Annotated in this window: 16 protein-coding genes and 1 pseudogene; all 17 read right to left on the bottom strand. The window is 49.3% G+C overall.

Going from position 1 to position 17739, the window contains the following annotated elements:
- Positions 1–167: 167 nt before the first annotated feature.
- Positions 168–383, bottom strand: coding sequence for a PTS glucose transporter subunit IIA (locus MKY75_RS12180; RefSeq protein WP_340885442.1), 216 nt, complete (start codon positions 381–383; stop codon positions 168–170).
- Positions 384–392: 9 nt separating this feature from the next.
- Positions 393–989: a hypothetical protein gene (locus MKY75_RS12175; protein WP_340885441.1), complete on the bottom strand. Its 597-nt coding sequence runs from the start codon at positions 987–989 to the stop codon at positions 393–395.
- Between the two features lie 42 nt (positions 990–1031).
- Positions 1032–2486: a sucrose-specific PTS transporter subunit IIBC gene (locus MKY75_RS12170; protein ID WP_340885438.1), complete on the bottom strand. Its 1455-nt coding sequence runs from the start codon at positions 2484–2486 to the stop codon at positions 1032–1034.
- 548 nt (positions 2487–3034) lie between these two features.
- A complete protein-coding gene (locus MKY75_RS12165) occupies positions 3035–3259 on the bottom strand; it encodes a hypothetical protein (protein ID WP_029515287.1) in 225 nt (74 codons plus the stop codon).
- A 258-nt stretch (positions 3260–3517) separates the two neighbouring features.
- Positions 3518–3646, bottom strand: a pseudogene (locus MKY75_RS12160) (tyrosine recombinase XerS); the annotation flags it as partial.
- A 75-nt stretch (positions 3647–3721) separates the two neighbouring features.
- Positions 3722–4420, bottom strand: coding sequence for a respiratory nitrate reductase subunit gamma (narI, locus tag MKY75_RS12155; protein ID WP_069011446.1), 699 nt, complete (start codon positions 4418–4420; stop codon positions 3722–3724).
- A gap of 2 nt (positions 4421–4422) precedes the next feature.
- Positions 4423–5091, bottom strand: a complete 669-nt coding sequence (gene narJ, locus MKY75_RS12150; RefSeq protein WP_165150653.1) for a nitrate reductase molybdenum cofactor assembly chaperone — start codon at positions 5089–5091, stop codon at positions 4423–4425.
- The gene (narH, locus tag MKY75_RS12145) at positions 5078–6592 is read right to left on the bottom strand and encodes a nitrate reductase subunit beta (protein WP_069011448.1); all 1515 of its coding nucleotides are present in this window, start codon (positions 6590–6592) and stop codon (positions 5078–5080) included. Before narH ends, narJ begins: the two co-directional genes overlap by 14 nt.
- Entirely contained in the window at positions 6582–10268 is a 3687-nt protein-coding gene (locus MKY75_RS12140) for a nitrate reductase subunit alpha (RefSeq protein WP_165150651.1), read from the bottom strand. The genes narH and MKY75_RS12140 overlap by 11 nt, the downstream gene beginning before the upstream one ends.
- Positions 10261–10542, bottom strand: coding sequence for a hypothetical protein (locus tag MKY75_RS12135; protein ID WP_029515295.1), 282 nt, complete (start codon positions 10540–10542; stop codon positions 10261–10263). Before MKY75_RS12135 ends, MKY75_RS12140 begins: the two co-directional genes overlap by 8 nt.
- A 52-nt stretch (positions 10543–10594) precedes the next feature.
- Positions 10595–10921, bottom strand: a complete 327-nt coding sequence (locus tag MKY75_RS12130; RefSeq protein ID WP_039274876.1) for a hypothetical protein — start codon at positions 10919–10921, stop codon at positions 10595–10597.
- Positions 10911–11351: a hypothetical protein gene (locus MKY75_RS12125; protein ID WP_029515298.1), complete on the bottom strand. Its 441-nt coding sequence runs from the start codon at positions 11349–11351 to the stop codon at positions 10911–10913. Before MKY75_RS12125 ends, MKY75_RS12130 begins: the two co-directional genes overlap by 11 nt.
- Positions 11333–12922, bottom strand: coding sequence for a nitrate/nitrite transporter (locus tag MKY75_RS12120; RefSeq protein ID WP_165150649.1), 1590 nt, complete (start codon positions 12920–12922; stop codon positions 11333–11335). Before MKY75_RS12120 ends, MKY75_RS12125 begins: the two co-directional genes overlap by 19 nt.
- Positions 12923–13870: 948 nt before the next feature.
- Positions 13871–14752, bottom strand: coding sequence for an ABC transporter permease subunit (locus tag MKY75_RS12115; protein ID WP_039274879.1), 882 nt, complete (start codon positions 14750–14752; stop codon positions 13871–13873).
- The gene (locus tag MKY75_RS12110; RefSeq protein WP_029515303.1) at positions 14749–15732 is read right to left on the bottom strand and encodes an ABC transporter ATP-binding protein; all 984 of its coding nucleotides are present in this window, start codon (positions 15730–15732) and stop codon (positions 14749–14751) included. The genes MKY75_RS12115 and MKY75_RS12110 overlap by 4 nt, the downstream gene beginning before the upstream one ends.
- Positions 15729–16835: a hypothetical protein gene (locus tag MKY75_RS12105; protein WP_165150647.1), complete on the bottom strand. Its 1107-nt coding sequence runs from the start codon at positions 16833–16835 to the stop codon at positions 15729–15731. The genes MKY75_RS12110 and MKY75_RS12105 overlap by 4 nt, the downstream gene beginning before the upstream one ends.
- 28 nt (positions 16836–16863) lie before the next feature.
- Entirely contained in the window at positions 16864–17382 is a 519-nt protein-coding gene (locus tag MKY75_RS12100) for a sigma-70 family RNA polymerase sigma factor (RefSeq protein WP_029515305.1), read from the bottom strand.
- Between the last annotated feature and the right edge of the window lie 357 nt (positions 17383–17739).

The raw sequence follows: 17739 nt of genomic DNA, 5'->3' as shown, positions 1-17739 counted from the left end.
AGCAAAAAAATTAGAAGTCCAACAGAAAGCAGGGCCTGAAATCATGAGATTTCAGGCCCTGCTTTCTATGCCCCTTCGCCGTGGTTATATTATTTTGAGAAGCAAAAATCAACTGGCAAATGTGCTGTAACAGCTTGCCGGTTCTCCGATAAATCCAAGCTACACCATCATTTTAAGTGAACGCGAAGCAGTGGGACACCGTCTACCACCCCAGCGCCTTCCATCGGCTCCACCGATTTCACCATTTCCTGGTCGTCCGGGACCAACACTGGTGTGATCACCGGAAAGCCCGCCTGCTCGATTTCGGAAATATCAAATTCCAGCAGCTGTCCTTTCTTGATTTTGTCACCGGTCTGAACTCGTAGAGTAAACCCTCTTCCCATTTGTAAAGATCAATGGAGCGATAGAGCATGGCTCAGCCGGTAAGATTGGAACGTTGCGCTCCAAACGGCATAAAAGCAATCTTTCTGTTTCCATACTTTGGGGTCGCGACAATGATCGGTATACCCGGACGGAGGTCCGCTTATAACCGGGGAGGAGAACTTGTGTATACGTCCATCTCTCTCCATTTGAGCCATACACTGATAAGGCACTCGCTCCCAACTCTTATCATGTGTATTGCCGGTGTACCTGAGGTACAATCGCCCATTGTGTTCGATTGCACTGCCCGAGTATACTCCATGACTGTCAAAATCCCGGTCCGGTTTTAACGCCACTCCCCGGTTCGTCCAGTGAACGAGATCCGGAGAGCTGGTATGATACCAATATTTGAGACCATGCACAGTACCGAGAGGAAAACATTGATAGAACAAATGATACTCTTCATGAAAAAAAGCAAATCCATTCGGGTCGTTCAGCAACCCTGTCTCAGGCTGGATATGATACCCCTGGCGCCAGGGGCACCTTGCCACTCTGGCGGCCAGACCGGAGATTTCCTCCGTATTGGTATCTTCTAATCTTCTGTATCTCTCTTCTTTTGTCCACTCCACAGCAACCTCCTTACTGCAAAATAGTTCCAAGCATGCTTAAACTTACGGTCGATCCGCTGCTTCGCTTGAAGTCTCCCCTGAGGCTGACGCATTTTTCCGCTTGCCCCAGAGCAGGGTGATGAGAAACGTAACCAGAAAGCTGATGCCCATGCCGATACAGAAATCAGCGATGGACTGTGGACGGATTGCGATAATACCGGGTAGCGCCGCCGGTCCCATCGAAATGGACAGCACATGTGCGTAAGCAATATAGGCGGAAGCCAGGCCGGAACCGATCATCGCAGCAATGAACGGGGTGCGAAGCTTCAGGTTGATTCCGAACATTGCAGGTTCGGTAATACCGAGCAGCGCGGATATGCCGGCAGCTGAGGCGATACTCTTCGTCTTGCTGTTGCGTGTGACGAGAAAGACGGCCAGCGTAGCCGCACCCTGAGCGATATTCGCCATCGAGGCAATCGGAAGCAAGAAGGATCCGCCCGTCTTAGCAACGTCCGACAATAGTTGGGTATCCACAGCGAGGAAACTGTGATGCATTCCCGTTATGGCAATCGAAGAATAGAAAAAACCGAAAATACCTCCTCCAATGAAACCCGTCGTATCATAGAGCCAGAAGAGACCATCTGTCAGTCCGTTGCCCGCGGCACGAAGGACCGGTCCAACAACAGCAAAGGTCAAGAGGCTGGTAATGAGGACAGACAGCAAGGGAGTCAACAGATTATCAAGATAAGATGGAATTACCTTTCGCAAATTTTTCTCGATTACCGATAAAATATAGGATACGGCCAGTACTGGCAGAACCGTTCCCTGATAGCCAACCTTTTCAATTGAGAAACCGAACAGTTGCCAGGTGGGTACTGTCCCATCTACAAGTGCCTGGCCGTAGCTGTAACCATTAAGCAGATCGGGATGAACCATAATCATGGCCAGCGCCGCACCCAAATAAGGATTTCCACCAAACTTGCGAGTGGCCGAGAAGCCGATCAGGATGGGAAGGAAAACAAAAGGAGCGTTGGCGAATAAATTAATAATGCTTGCCCAATCGGCAATACCAGGGTACATCTCGACCAGAGACCTGGGACCAAACAGATTGCTGGCAGTCAGAACGTTGTTGATCCCCATTAATAGACCCCCGGCAACAATCGCCGGAATGATCGGAACAAAAATGTCGGAAAGTGCTTTCACAAGTCGTTGAAGCGGATTCATTTTAGCTGCTCCTGCCGTCTTTACATCGCCGGTGGACATTTCTCCGAGACCCGTAAGTTTGGCGAACTCGCCATACACGTTATTTACAATCCCGGCTCCAAGGATAATTTGATATTGCCCTGCTATAGAAAAAGTCCCTTTAACAACGTCCATTTGATCAAGCGCTTTTTGATCAAGCAAAGATTCATCTTCAAGAACGAGCCGCAATCGCGTCGCACAATGAGCAGCTGCCGTTATGTTTTCCTTACCTCCCAGGGCATCCAGGATGTCAGCTGCAACTTGCTTGTAATCCATATTTCTCTCCTCCTAATATTATGAAACCGGTTCCAATTTAATTAAAAAAAATGTTCGTTACCGACATTGGCCGGTAATTTTTGTTCGAAAACAACTGCCCTCCTATTACTTTCTCCGAAGAAGGTTATTGCCCCACTTCACCACTTCTCGCTCCCTTCAATAAGCCCCTTTTGACCACCCGTAGGATTGGATGGACATACAACCCTTGCCATAGGAAAAAAATTGCTCAATTCAAAATGTTTGTTTTATATTAAATTTTGTAAGGGGGCTGTTATTTGATAATAAAACACTATCCATGTCATCCTCAATGGTAAGTTAATGCGATGGCAGGGTAAAAAATTGCCCCTTCATTAACACAAAAATCCACCGCAGAAAATAAAGGGTCGTTGCTGCTTCCAGCCCGGTTTTCCTACACTCTGACCTGAACAGACTGAAACACGAGGATTATTTGCTAAATCCATAAGAGTGCTTGCCTGCCAATCGTCAGGAAAGAATTTAAGCATCTCTTGGCAGAACAATGTGGGTTCTTACGATATTCAGGAATCGGTTTATTGAATACTTAAAGCCTCCGTTTCGTCTCCGGTGAGTCCTTCGTCTTCATCATCTACCATCGTCTCTACCCAATTAATGTCTGCAAAAGCTATCTTCATGTACTCCATCAGTACGCGCTGAGCATTGAATCCTACCTCATCAATCATAGATTCCTTAGTAAAGTTTTCTGCAACTAACCAATCAAAAAACATAATATAGTCATGGCAATAGTTCAGAAGCACTGATAAACCTCCCCACCTATAAGTTCATCACTTTGGTCGTTTGATCAATGATGAAACTGAAATCACCTCTTGCAAGTGGGGAATTATATATTATTATACAATTTTGTCTATGTATTCCATAAAAGAATTCTCCTTGGACGCAAACCATCATTCTGAATCCATTACTATAGAAAAAAGCCGCCATTAAGGGCGACTTTCTACATCCTATGTTCTGTCCTCCAAGAGCTTCAATCTTAATTTGATCGCCCACCATCAATAAAGGTTGTTTTTCAATCTGGGCACATTAATGTTCTCTAGGTGATAACGGGTTGCAAATGAATGTCTCAGAGAATGCACGGATAAAGCTGGTTTTCCAAAAGCTGAAGCATATTTTTCAATCAGTTTCTCATTGGTTAAGCAGAGATGCTCTTCATGAACAGCTATTATTGTCATCAGAAATTTTCGTCCATATCGAAATAGAAATCAGGTTCTCTCCCGTTTCCGGTAACTGTTTCTGGAACGGTACTGCTGCGGAGATCTTGCCGGATAACGTGCGGGAAAAGAAAACATATGGACCAGATGGGTAAACGGTATGGAAGCGAACAGAAGAAACGCCAGGATGATGTGAAGCTGAAACACGAAAGGAACCATGTGCATCAACCCGTATTGCGGATTAAAGGTGAACAGGCTGCGAAACCAAGGCCCGATGGTCGTACGGTATTCATAGGCCACCACAGTCGTATTATACACGATGGTCATATAGGTACCGATGGCTGCGATGATCAGGACTAAAATCACTGCAAAATAATCACCAAAACCCGCATGGGCCCTTACCCGACGGTTAAGGATTTTGCGCATAAGCAGAAGAACCAGACCGATGACGACCATCAGACCGGCAAAGCCGCCCCCCGCGATCGCAAATATATGATAGGTCTCATCGGATATGCCGAAGAAATGATAAACACTGCGCGGGATCAACACACCCATGATATGGCCAACAAACGCGAAAATGATCCCGTAATGGAACACAGTCGAACCGATTCTGAGCCATCTTTTTTCAAAAATCTCCGTGGAAGGCGCCGTCCAGCTGACCTGACGAAAAGCAAACCGATAGAGCAAGCCAAAGATCATCACCGTCAAGGTGAGATAGGGAAACACGACCCACCAAAAGATACCAGTCATCATTATACCTCCATTCCATCGCACGTTTTGTAGACAGGTAAGCCCGAATCGCTACGAGCCGTACCGTCCATGCCAAACAGGATAGGATAAGGCAGTTCATCCAGATCGGCGCTCTCCCGCTTGCTCTCCAGCATGCGAATTTCTTCTTCCGTAGGGACCTCGAAAACATCGGTCATCAGAAAGTTCAACAACCTGGAATAGGGACTGTCTTCAGACAGATGCTTCCGAATCCGCTCTGTGGCTGCGGCCAGCCGGAGTTCAAGCGCGCGTACATGAACATTGTCGGACCTTACGGCCAGTAGCTCGTACAACAGCGGAATGAAGTCGCACAGCTCCCCGCTCGGCATCATAAAGCCCGCATCCCGGACAATATGCTGAAGCAAAATCAGAGCTGCCCCACGTTCCCGACTGTCACCCAATTCATGAGCGGTCAGATAGAGTCCGGTCTTTTCCTTCCAATCGAACGTCCAAACATAAATTTCCTGAAGCTCCTTGGGAGGAACCGAGAAGATAGCCTCGGCCGCCTGGCCAAACCTGCTCGCCAGCTCATTATCTTTCATTTCCTCTTGGACAGCTGCAAGCAGTTCCTCCTTCATTTCCTGAAAATCCTCACAGGGATATCCTAGCAATCTGGCGCAGGCCGCCAGCAAAACGGGCTTATGTTCCATCATCCATGTCCTCCCTTGCGAAAAGATGTGACGTGACCGCGCTTGACGGGGTAATGGATTCAATGCTGCAGGCCCCCTGCTTGTAATGAAGCTCTTTCGCGCCATCCATTTCCCTCCGAGCGGTTGGGATCACAAACCTTTCGTTATATTTGGCAACAGCGAACAATCGGGTCATCTCTTCAATTTCCTCCACTGTAATTCCCGCCTCTCCCAAAAGCTGGCTGTGTCTGAGATCATCCATGCCGCCAACAGCTTGCTGCCGCCTATGTACACGCATGGCGGTCATTTTAAGCAACACTCTACGGATGACGGAGGTATCCCCTGCCGTAAGCAGAGATGCCAGATACTCCATTGGAATCCGCATTTGATCGACGGCGGGAATATAGTGATCGGTCTGAAGCTCGTCTTCTTCAATATGGTTCATAATCGGGCTAAGCGGTGGAACATACCACACCATAGGGAGCGTGCGGTATTCCGGATGAAGTGGCAGAGCAACCTTCCACTTCATGGCAAGCTTGTAGATCGGCGAGCGTTGTGCCGCATCGATCCAGGAATCGTTGATCCCGCTTCTTCTCGCCTCCTTGATCACTTCCGGCTCGAAGGGGTCAAGGAACACCGAAAGCTGGGATTCATACAAATCCTGCGGATTCTCCACGGAAGCTGCCGCCTTGGCTCGATCTGCGTCATAGAAGACGACACCGATATAGCGAATCCGGCCCACACAGGTTTCCGAGCAAATCGTGGCCATGCCCGCTTCTGTCCGCGGGTAGCAGAAATTGCATTTTTCCGCCTTGTGCGTATTCCAGTTGTAGTATACCTTGTGGTAGGGACAGCCATTGGTACAGAATCTCCACCCCCTACAAGCGTCTTGATCTACAAGTACAATGCCATCCTCCTCCCGCTTGTACAGAGCTCCGGATGGACAGGAAGCCACGCAGGAAGGGTTCAGACAGTGCTCGCAAATGCGGGGCAGGTACATCATGAACGTCTTCTCATACTCCATGGCGATCTGTTCCTGAAGCTGCTTGACATTCGGGTCCAGCGGTACGATCTCACTTCCGCCAGCCAGGTCGTCATCCCAGTTCGGGCCCCATTCCGGCTTGTCCATATATTCTCCGGTAATCAGTGATACAGGCCGCGCGACCGGAAGATGCTTCCGCTTGGGGCTATGAATCAAGTTATCGTAATCATAGGTCCACGGCTCATAGAAGTTGTCCAGGCTGGCCATATTCGGATTGTAAAAAATATTCGCCAGTTTGGTGATTGGCCCCCCCGCCCGGAGTGCCAGCTTTCCGTTGCGCAGAACCCACCCGCCTTTAAATTTCCTCAGGTCTTCCCATGCCCGAGGGTAACCGGGACCCGGCCGGGTTTCCACATTGTTGTACCACATGTATTCCGTTCCGGGCCGATTGGTCCACGTGTTCTTGCAGGTCACCGAACAGGTATGGCAGCCGATGCATTTGTCCAAGTTCATGACCATGGCGACTTGCGCTTTAATCCTCAAGCCAGTCAACCTCCTTCAACGGTCGGATGATTGTCATCGTATCTCTCTGACTTCCTGTCGGCCCGTAATAATTGAACCCGTAGCTCAATTGGGCATAACCTCCGATCATATGTGTCGGCTTCATCGTAATCCGGGTCACACTGTTATGGGTACCGCCGCGCTGCTTGGTGATAGAGGTGCCCGGCACGCCAAGCGTGCGATCCTGGGCATGATACATATAAGCGATCCCCTCTGGAATCCGGTAAGTCAGCACCGCTCTTGCTGCGATGACTCCATTCCGGTTATATACCTCAATCCAATCGTTATCCTTGATCCCGATCGAAGCCCCGTCTTTTTCGTTCAGCCAGACGACCTGCCATCCGCGGAACAGCGTCGACATTTGATTGGTGTCGATGAACATCGTATGAATTCCCCATTTTTGGTGCGGGGTCAAATAACGGATCGTCATCGTTTTTCCATTCGCTGGCACTTCTTTCTCACCCTTAAAAAAAGGAACGTGCTCCAGCGGCGGCAAATAAAGCGGCAGCCCTTCACCGAAATCCAAAATCATCTCATGGTCCAGATAAAAGCTTTGTCTGCCTGTTAAAGTGCGCCATGGAATGCTGTACTCCGTATTTAAGGTAAAGGGCGAGTATCTCCGATTGTCCTTCTCCAAGCCACTCCAGACCGGAGTTGAGATCGTATGCCGGGGCTGAGCAGTAATATCCAGAAGCGTGAAAGCCTCTTCTTCCCGAGGTTTTGAGATGTCCTCCAGCTTTTTGCCGGTTTTGGTCTCTAACGAACGCCAGCCTTCCACGGCTCGTTCTCCGTTCGTGGCGCCAGACATCAGCAGAATCGCTTCGATTACCTGTTTATCCCGGAATAGATCCGGCTGTCCTTTGCCAATCCCCTCATGTTTCGATGCCCCCAGCCGCTCCATGAGCTGGCCGTACACCTTGTCGCCGGGAATTTTAATCCCCTTTGTTCCATAACCCTTTTTAATGTTCGGTCCGATGGTAATCATTTTTCCATACACGTTCGGATAGTCACGCTTCACCAATAAAAAATGGGGCATCGTTTTGCCGGGCACTGCCTCCGTCTCTCCCTTGCGCCAATCGCGGATTTTTCCGTGAACTTGGGCGATTTCATCTGGACTGTCATGTCCGAGCGGAGTCATGAGAACATCCTCGCAGGCTGGCAAATGTTTCTCCGCCAATTGGGAGAACGTTTTGGCGATTTCCCGAAAAGCGTCCCAATCGCTTTTGCTTTGCCAAGGTGGTTCAATAGCTGGATTAAACGGATGGACAAACGGATGCATATCGGTCGTGCTTAAATCGTATTTTTCGTACCAGGTCGCTGCTGGCAGCACGATATCCGAAAACAGCCCTGAACTCGTCATTCTAAAATCCATGCTGATGAACAAATCGGTTTTGCCTTCCGGCGGAACATCATCCGTCTTCACCGTCTCCGGCCGCCACGAATGGCTCGGGTCCGTCAACACCTGATTGTCCGTCCCGATCAAATGCTTGGCAAAGTATTCATGCCCTTTACCGCTATCGCCAAGCAGATTGGACCGCCAGTTGAAAAAGACACGCGGGAAATTGTTCGGATCATTGGGGTGCTCCACCGCAAAATCTAGCTCTCCCTCTTTAACCATTCTCGCAATTTCCTGTACGGCCTCCTGATCGTCCGAAAACCCTTTTTCTCGAACCTGTCTGGCCACATCGATGGAGTTCTGGTTGAATTGCGGGAATGAAGGCAGCCACCCGAGCCTTACGGCCAGAGCATTGACATCCGCAGGATGCATATGGTTAAACCGCCCGCCCCAGGATGGTTTCTGCTCCTCATTGACCTTGGCCTCATAGCGGAACTGCTCCGTCGCGAAGTAGAAGAAGGAGGTTCCGTTTTGTAAGCGGGGAGGCTTGATCCAATCTCCTGCAAATGCGATCTGCTGCCACCCCTCCACTGGCCTCACCTTTTCCTGACCTACGTAATGGGCCCATCCGCCGCCATTTACTCCCTGGGAGCCCGTGAGCAGAACCAAATTCAGAATGGAACGGTAGATTTGGTCGCTGTGATACCAATGATTCGTTCCTCCGCCCATGGCGATCATCGATTTTCCACCTGTCTTGGCCGCATTTTCGGCAAACTCCCTCGCTACCTGAATGCAATGAGATTTCTTGACGCCAGTAATCGCCTCCTGCCAAGCCGGAGTGTAAGGCTTCGGATCGTTATAATCGACCGGATAATCGCCTTGCAGTTGCTGTCTGGGTACACCCACATGAGCCATCATAAGGTCATAAACCGTCACGACTTTGAGCGTCCTGCCTTCCACACTCGGCAAATGCTTTACAGGAACTCCACGCCGAACTGTCCCTCCCTCCGATTCCACGAAATAAGGAAAGTCAACGGGAGCCACTTCATCCGCCGCATCAATAAATGACAGCAGAGGATCCACTACTGTCCCGTCAGGATTTTCGAGATCCAGGTTCCACCTGCTGTCCTGATCCCAACGGAAGCCCTGGCTGCCGCTCGGAACCATCGGCGCTCCTGATGCCTCGTCCCAGACTACCGTTTTCCATTCGGCCAACTCCTGGGCATCTCCCAAGTCGGAGGCCCGGAGGAAGCGGCCCGAACGAAACGCATCGGCATGTTTCTCTAGTATCACGAGGAAAGGCAGGTCTGTAAATTTTTTCGCGTAATCCGTAAAATAAGGGACTTGCTGATCCACGTAGAATTCTTTGAGAATGACGTGGGTCATAGCCATGGCAAGCGCGGCATCGGTCCCGGCTTTAGCTGGCAGCCAAATGTCCGCAAACTTTTCATACTCGGCATAATCGGGGCTGACCCCGACCACCTTGGTGCCGTTATAACGGGCTTCCACCATGAAATGCGCATCAGGAGACCGGGTTTGCGGAATGTTGGTCCCCCAGATAATAAAATACTTGGAGTTATACCAATCGCCGCTTTCCGGCACATCTGTTTGTTCTCCCCAAACCTGTGGCGAGGCAGGGGGAAGATCTGCATACCAATCATAAAAACTGAGGATGGTCCCGCCAATCAGCGACAGGAAGCGTGTCCCTGCCGAATAACTCACCATGGACATGGCCGGGATCGGGCTAAAACCAACAACACGATCTGGACCGTATTGTTGAATGGTATGGATAATAGAGCTGGCAATCATCTGACAGGCATCATCCCAATCCGCCCGAACGAAGCCGCCTTTCCCCCTGGCCTTGACGTATCTGTCACGCTTTTTGGGATCGCTGACGATGTTTTTCCAGGCCGTGACCGGGTCCTCAACAACTGCCAGCTCCTCACGCCACATGTCGTACAAATCACCGCGGATATAGGGATACTTCACCCGGATCGGGCTATAGGTATACCAGGAGAAGCTTGCCCCGCGCGGGCAGCCCCGGGGTTCATACTCGGGGAAGTCGGCTCCTGTGGTCGGGTAGTCCGTTTTTTGTGTTTCCCAGGTGATAATGCCGTCCTTGACGAAAACATTCCAACTGCAGGAACCGGTACAGTTTACGCCATGTGTCGACCGAACGACCTTGTCATGCTGCCAGCGGCCACGGTATAGGCTCTCCCAATCCCGGGATCTTGGGCTCTCCTCGGTCCATCCCTCGTTTATGGCCTCTCCGCGTTGCAAATATTTCAACGCATCAAGCAGCTTGTTTTTATGTTCAGCCATTGCACAGATGCTCCTTTCCCTGCTGGTTTACCGGGTTAAACCTTTCCCCCGTCAGTTTGAAGCTGTCTTGTCCCAACTGAAGCTCTTCCATAAACACTTCCCAATCCGCTGCGTTGCAAGCCGCGATAATCAGGCGCTGAAGCTCGTTCAGATCCTGCAGCCGGCAGATTTGTTCTTGCACAGGCTGCGGCACTCCGCCGAATCTCATCTCAAGCAAGGCAAGCAAATCATTCCGATCATCCCGGACAAATTGTTCCGTTTCCACCTGATTCATCTGGTTCGCCTTCTTTCGTATCCATTTTTCCAACTCATTCTGCCGACCTTTGTTAGAATTTCATCATTTTAAAATAATCGGCAATCATCGATTTCTTAATCTTTTCCGCCGACTGTTTAAAAAAGGTCAAGACCTCTTCATCGCCGTCTTCCACCAATGCCCAGGAAAATTTCCTGCTGGTGACCTGCCCCAATTCCTCGCCAAATCGGAGGTAGACGGTGATGCCGTGATCATCGGTCCGGCCACCCGCCTTCACATCATAAGGATGAAGGTGGAGCATCTCGAGCTCTTGTACCAGTAGCCGATACAGTCTCGGCTCCACAGATTGAAGTGGTTTGTCGGGAAGCATCGCCGCCAGTGTATAGGTCTCATTTTTCATGGAGCAGTCCCTCCACTTCTTTTTCCAGCATGTTCATTTCATCCCGGTTATGCAGTTCATCAACGATAATCAAAGCCTGAAAACGAGCAAGAAGCTCGCCACCCACCTTGCTCTGCGCCAGCAGTTCCTTAATCTCAGCGACAATTTCTCGCATTAATTGATGATCGCGAGTCAGGGAAATAATGACGTTCTTCAACTCCGACTTGATGCCCACAGCTTCTACATATAATCCTTCCTCTTCGCTGGCTGCGTGCTGGAGCGTACGCCCCTCCCAATGCTCCACCGTGATGTAGGCAATTTCCTCCGCTTTGTCCAATTCACCTTTTTTTATACTTCTGTCCAACAGCTCGGTAAGTTCTCTTGCTTCGCCTAAGGCCGCCTCATGAATCATCGAATGACTGTCCACATGTCTCAATGCGGGTCCTGACATGAATCCCCCGCCTCCTTTCCTGTTGCTTTTTTTGAGAAATGATTTTGCGCTAGCCCGCCGCCTTCACCTTCCTCGATTACGGAGTCAGCCTGCGAAAGGTCGCTGAATATAGCCACATAATGAGTGACATTCTGCTCGTTCGTAATTGCCGTTACCGAGAGCCACTCTCGAAAAACCTCCCCGCTTGCCTTGCGATTGACGATCTTTCCCTGCCATTTTCCGGTGGTCAGCAAAGTGACCCAAAAGGCATTATAGAAAGAGCGATCTTGGAAGCCGGAGTTGAGTATATTGGGAGTTTTTCCAATCACCGCTTCTTTGGGATATCCGGTGACCTCGGTGAAGGCGGCGTTTACGGTATGGATCACGCCCTTGGCATCAGTGACCATCACGGCATCGGCTGTGGACTTGATAATATCCGACGCAAACTCCAGCTTGTTGCTGAAAAATACCCACAGAACAAGTATCAGGCTGGCCAGCGAGGCCTCGGACAAGGCCATAAAGCCGATTGCGTAGTGGCCTGTCCACCCAAACAGCAGGGTAAGCAGCAGTGGAGGAAAAAAACCGCCCAGACCGCCCGCGGCAGAGACGATCCCGCTGGCGATGCCCCCTTGCTTTGAAAAGTATAGCGGGACCAGCTTGAACACCGCGCCGTTCCCGATACCGGCGCACACGGCTACCATCAAACAACCCAACGTAAAAAGAGGCATGGTCAATCCGAAAGAGAGTAAAACTCCTGACAAGGTTAGGCCGGCAAACACGAACATAAGAACTACAAAAGGATTGGACTTGTCGGACAGTATCCCGCCTACTGGACGGAGAAAGGTAGCCAAGGCGATAAAACCCGCCGTCCTGAGTCCGGCATCCACCTTGCTTAATTCAAAATAGCTGACCAGAAAACTGGGGAGATAGATTGTAAAAGCTACGAAGGAGCCGAAGGTAATGAAGTAAAATATGCTGAAAAACCACAGCTTTTCGTTGCGATAAACCTGCTTGAGTTGATTCTTCCAGGAGCTTCGTACACGCTCTTCGCGCTTATCCCCTAAAAACAGATTCAGCAGAGCGAAAAGGGCAAGCAAAATCAAAAAAAGCTGAAGGGCTCTTGACCAGCCGATCGCATCAGCCACCCACGGTGCGCCAAAGGTAGAGATGGCCGTACCCAGGTTCCCGATCCCGTATATCCCATTGATGGTGCCCTGCTTTTCTTTGGGATAATATTGAGGCAGTGAAGTCACACCGATCGAAAACGTAGCCCCGCCTATCCCAAGAAAGAAGCCCCCAACCGCCAAATCCAGAAAAGTATTGGCCTGGCTCAAATAGTAGACAGGAACAAGCAAAATCAAGAAACTGACTGTATTCATCAGCCTTGCCCCGAAGCGGTTGGTCAGAATCCCCGCCGGAATTCGCAGCAAAGAGCCCAAGATTACCGGGATCGCGGTAGACCACGCTCTTTGCCCAGGCGTCAGCGGAATATCCTGACTTATGTAAGAAATCAGGGAAGAGATCAAGACCCAGGCCATAAAGGAGACAACCAGACTAAGGGTTTGCAATGGCAACTGAATTTTTTTTACCATGTATAGCTCCCCTTTGGAGATTATTCGAATTGCAACTATAGGATATAATATCCATTTTTGACAAACTTCTGGCCTTTCAAACATTTGATTTGGGGAGATAACAAATGACGGCTCACTTGCAACCTGTGATGGAAGGATGCTTGCCATGATCGGCTACGATGTGGAAAAATATTTTCGGAAGATGCTGTAGCTGGCGGGCAAAAATCAGGTCAACTTTTTATGTAGAGCAATTGCATTTGTATTTTATGAAGCTCAAGCGATTAATAGTTTTTCCACGTCCATGACCAGTTCTTCGCCTGTCATATTTAAATACTTTTGGCCACATAGAAATTCTAAACCACTGTCTTTTTCTATTGTACAGGATGAAAAACTCCAACTTGACATGGTTAATCAAATTAGTAGGTTTCTATTGATTGTTACGCTGGAAAGATAAGCATCGTTTGCAGAAATGGGCATATACCCAGGTGATTTTCAAAATAAAAAAACGCTCTAGGTTATCCTAAAACGTCTTTTGAAAATAGAAATATTAGCCATAGAGGTCAACATCAAATGATTAAAGTTTGAGCTTGTACCCGATGCTCTCTAACGGGTAACATCAAACTGAAATTAAGATGCATATTGTCAGAATAGTAACTAGCAGCAGTACATCTTGTTCTGCCCCAATTAAAATATTATTATCGCTGTGTAAATATGGTTGCAATAATGTCTATCACCTTCTATAGACTTGGAGACCTTAGGCCCTTTTTGATCGCTTTAAGCGTGATTATGGCGTAAAGACGAGGCTGAAACTAATGAACGATCGAAATAGATAAACAGACTCATTGATTCATTTATTGGAATAAAGCAAGCAATTTGGCGGTCTTTTTAGACCACCTTTTTTATTCTCAGAAGGTCTTTTAAAACAATTTTTTTGAATGGCTGCTGAAGTCTGAAACTTCAAAGTAGAACCTATAAATCCTTGCGGACAAAGCGGCGCAGCCCGAGTCCAAAGAGCACAGCCGTGTAAAATGCCGCGTATATCAAAAAGGCTGTTGAAGGAATCTCGCCGATACCAAACGGTCCACTTGTGCTTACCGGGATGAGTCCATTAATATTCTCGAAGCTGAACAACACTGCCTGCATTTTACGCTGCAGTCCATCGGCAGGCATGATCAGGGACAGGACACCCGTTATATTGTTCAGGGTCTGCATGGGACCTGGCTCCAGACCCACAGAGCCGATGATTTTTCCAACCATGCCACCGAGCCAACCAGCCCCATAAAGCATCGTCATGACGACACCATTCGCAACCGATGACAAATAGCCGGATCCGAACATGGACACGGTTACAAGCAGGGGAACGACTGAAGCAAATAGCAAAAAAGACTGCACCAGCACTACCGGATCACGCGGGATCGAAGCATGCACATCGGTGATCCACAAAATCAGGCTGTACAATACCAAGGCATAGATTACACCAAGCGAAACATAGCCGAGCCAGCGGCCCGTATACCATTTCCACCTCGGAATCGGCCGTGGCAGCATCGCCTGCATGACCCCCTGCTCCGCCTCACCCGCAATCGTGGAAAATGAGCTAAAAATCGCTAAAAAGGCGAGTACAAAACTTGCGAAGAAAAAACCGAGCATCAAAATGAACATCCCGAGCGTAAATTCCTGGATCATAGTTTCATTATTCGTACCGCCTGTGATCACCCTAGAGGTAGAATCTCCTGCGATGGCGCCGGCAATAAACCAAAATCCCAGCAGGAATACAACAGTTAATAAAAGTGTCAGCAGGAGGACCCGTTTGCGCAGTAGCTCCTTCCAGGTCATGGTCCAAATAATCCTCATTCCTGTTCCCCCCTATGATTCAGCCCTGCAACAGCCTTCATGAACCACTCTTCAAGCCGTTCTCGAACTTTGGTGACTTCATATAACGTCATCCCCTGTCCGATCAGCAACGTATTGATCCAGCCTGCCTGTTCTTCGCTCTCCAGTTCCGCTTCAAGCCAGACGGTATCATCTATGCCCCTCTCTCCTGTAAATCCGCCTTCGGCTTTTCCATCTGTTATTACTCGAAAGCTGAGCTCTGTCGTATCCATAAGCCAGGACAGCAAAAAAGGCGAAAATCCGCCGACTTTAAAACGCCAGCAGACTCGCTTCTGGAGCATTTCGGCTACCCGCCCATGGCGGAGAACCTGTCCGTTATTCAAGAGTGCCATTCTGTCGCATAATACTTCCACATCCTCAAGCAGATGGGAGTTTAAGAAAATCGTTTTCCCCTGCTGCTTCAGTTCCTCAAGTATATTACGTACATGCATTCGTCCAACCGGGTCCATGGCGGAAGAAGGCTCGTCAAGAAAAATCACGGCCGGATCATTCACCAGCGCGCAAGCCAGTCCAAGCCGCTGCTGCATGCCTTTGGAATAATGCTTAACACGGTCTTTCCCCCGCTGACCCACACCTACCATGTGCAATAGCTCAGGAACTCTCTTGTCGATCACCTGCTTGTCCAAACCGCATAATCGCCCATGCAACCGGACGACCTCATCACCTGTAAGCCATTCCTGATACCGGTACAGCTCGGGAAGATACCCGATTTGCCGTTTCGCTTCGAGCGTTCCGATGGGTGCACCCATCAGGGTTGCTCCTCCGGCCGTCGGATGGATGAGCCCGACCAGCATTTTCACAAATGTGCTTTTCCCGGCTCCATTGGGGCCGAGGAAGCCAAAGGCTTCCCCTTTCCCTACGGTGATGGTCACGTTGCGGCAGCCGCGCCCGTTGCTGTATTCCTTGGTTAATCCTTTAGCGTCGATTGTCGGCTTACTCATGCCTCAACCAGCTCCTTAAGCTTGTTCATGAAATCAAACTCTGACTCATAGGCGCTCCCACCTTCAAAGGAAAAGAACTGTCCGTCTTTGATCCAGATAGCGGTACGATTCGTCATTGAGCTGTACTTCATGTTTGTAACCAGAACCTTGGTTCCTCCAACGGTAATCTCAGAAGTTTCAGCACTTTTATTAACCACATATGGCATAGGAATGGAACCTGCCAGAATGCGGCTGCGCTTTACCTTCTCTTTCAGATCGGAAGGCAGAATCGGAAGCTGAAGAACGGCATCCACCGCTTTTTCTGTATCAACGGACGGATCTACCGTAATTTCTGGAGCCTGCATCTGTGTCAGAGTTGCCCAGTGGTCCTGATCGGTACCCAAATCGTAATTTACGCTTTCATGTGTACTAAACGCTATTTCTTTACCGTCCATCGACTCCGGCAGCAGCTTCGTTGCCCCTACACGCTGCATAGCTTTATTGAGCTCATCCACATTCAGCATCATTGTAATTTTTTGCGAAGGAGTAACGTACACACTTTCCTTCGTTCCGGCCACATTTACTGGAAGAAGCTGATATCCGAGCTTAGAGACGGCTTGTTCACGCGTAAAATCCCCCTGTACGTTTCCGCTTTCCGATGTAAACTGGCCAAAGGTGTTTTCTATGTCGGCCGATTTTCCCGGAACCAGCTGATTAAACATACCTTCGAGCGTGCTTTCGTCAACTGTAGCGATATCCTGCACCCGGAATTGATTTAAAAATGCCGCCAGCGCGTTATTTCCCACAGGGGTTGTAAGTACGACGCCAAAGATAACGGCTGCCGCCACCGCTGCGGCCCACTTTCGGCCCTTGCCTGCCCGCCGGCGGAAAGAAGCAACCGGAGCCGGAGCATCAACTTTCAAACTGGATTCCGAATCCTGAATTGCAGCTGAGTCCGCTGGCGGACTAAGGGTATCGGCAAGCCTCAGAACGTCCTCTTTGTTATTTGCGTCCCCGGTCTCCCACTTGGCGTTTACCGGCTCCATGGCCAGCTTCTGTAGCAACCTCTCCCAGGCTTCATGTGTACTTTTGTCAGCTTCTGAATGCTGCAATTTAGTTGTCATATCATTTCAATCCTTTCCGAATATTTGATTAGTCCTGCCTTGCTATAGCCTTGCTGGATGTGGCCTGCAGCTTGCGTGTCGCTCTTTGGAGCAGACTGCCTATTAGCGGCGACCTGACATTAAGCTCTTCCGCGATCTCCGCATAGCTGTAGCCGGAGTAGCGCAGAAGCAGCGCTTGGCGGTCTCGTTCGGGCAGTCTGTCCAGCCAAGCCTGAACCTCTTCCTGATCCAATCGACGCATCAGCGCCTCTTCGCCGGATTCAGAAGCGACTTCCCCTTCATACATTATCTCCTGCTTATTCTGCAGCTTTCTCTCTCTTGCTCTCTTCTCTAAATAATCGTATCCGATTCTTGTCAGTACCCGGTGTAGCCATGCCCCCAGGGTTGCCGGGTTGTCCGGCGGATTTCTGTACAGCCTCAGAAATACTTCCTGCGCCAGATCGTCGGCTGCTGCTTCATCTCGCACAAGCGCAGCCAGTTTTCTGCGTACGGTTGGATAATGCTCATAAAATATGTTGCGGAATGGTGAGGATTCCGGAATACTCATTTTATAATTGCCTCCTTTTAAGCTGCAGCTATTAGGAAGACGAACCTTCTTCCTTTTTTGTATCATGCTCGGGAGATTTTCTTCGAATTTTTTTAGGCTGCACTTAATTGGACAGTCCAATGACATCAGGATTAAGAAATTGTTAGACATTAGAAAACAACTTTATTGTACAAAGAACTATTGTATTTCAGCAAAACCTATGCTCGTCGCTCTAACGAAATTTGTGTATGTACGTCGTACCGACTACATCCATCATTGTATTAATGATTCATTAAACCGGTAAAAAAGCTTTCCATAGCCACCTTTTCGGGTGATTATAAAAAGCTAATCTGCTTTGGAGCGTCTATAACGATCGCT

This window comes from Paenibacillus sp. FSL L8-0663 (assembly GCF_038008125.1).
GTDB lineage: Bacteria > Bacillota > Bacilli > Paenibacillales > Paenibacillaceae > Paenibacillus > Paenibacillus polymyxa_D.
Note: the sequence above shows the minus strand (reverse complement) of the source record. Positions and strands in the feature narration are given on the sequence as shown.